Source organism: Mesorhizobium sp. M5C.F.Ca.ET.164.01.1.1 (genome assembly GCF_004792125.1).
GTDB lineage: Bacteria > Pseudomonadota > Alphaproteobacteria > Rhizobiales > Rhizobiaceae > Mesorhizobium > Mesorhizobium wenxiniae.
On sequence record NZ_SRTG01000410.1, the window covers coordinates 1 to 314 of the forward strand.

1 pseudogene is annotated in these 314 nt (G+C 69.7%); it reads right to left on the minus strand.

Going from position 1 to position 314, the window contains the following annotated elements:
* Positions 1–314, minus strand: a pseudogene (locus EN807_RS34045) (hypothetical protein); the annotation flags it as partial.

A 314-nucleotide genomic window follows, 5' to 3' on the forward strand; every position in this document is an offset into this window, starting at 1 on the left:
GCATAGTTGCGATAGGCAGGGCCGTCGCGCTCCTCATGCGGCGCTTCGATGTCGGCGACGAACAGTTTCGCGCCGGCCGCCAGGCCGTCGCGGACCAGCGCTTCGCCAAGCACCGCGTCGAGATCGAAGCTCGGCGCCATGATGCCGGGCACCGGTGCGTCGATGCCGCTCCAGGCCGCGCCGTCGGCGCCGATGAACAGCGAGCGCACCGCCACCACCGCGCCGTCCCGCTTCAGCATGTAATGATGCCAGCCCTTGCGGCCGACCAGCGCCAGCAGCCAGGGTGAGGTCGCCAGCCGATACTGACGGTCGAT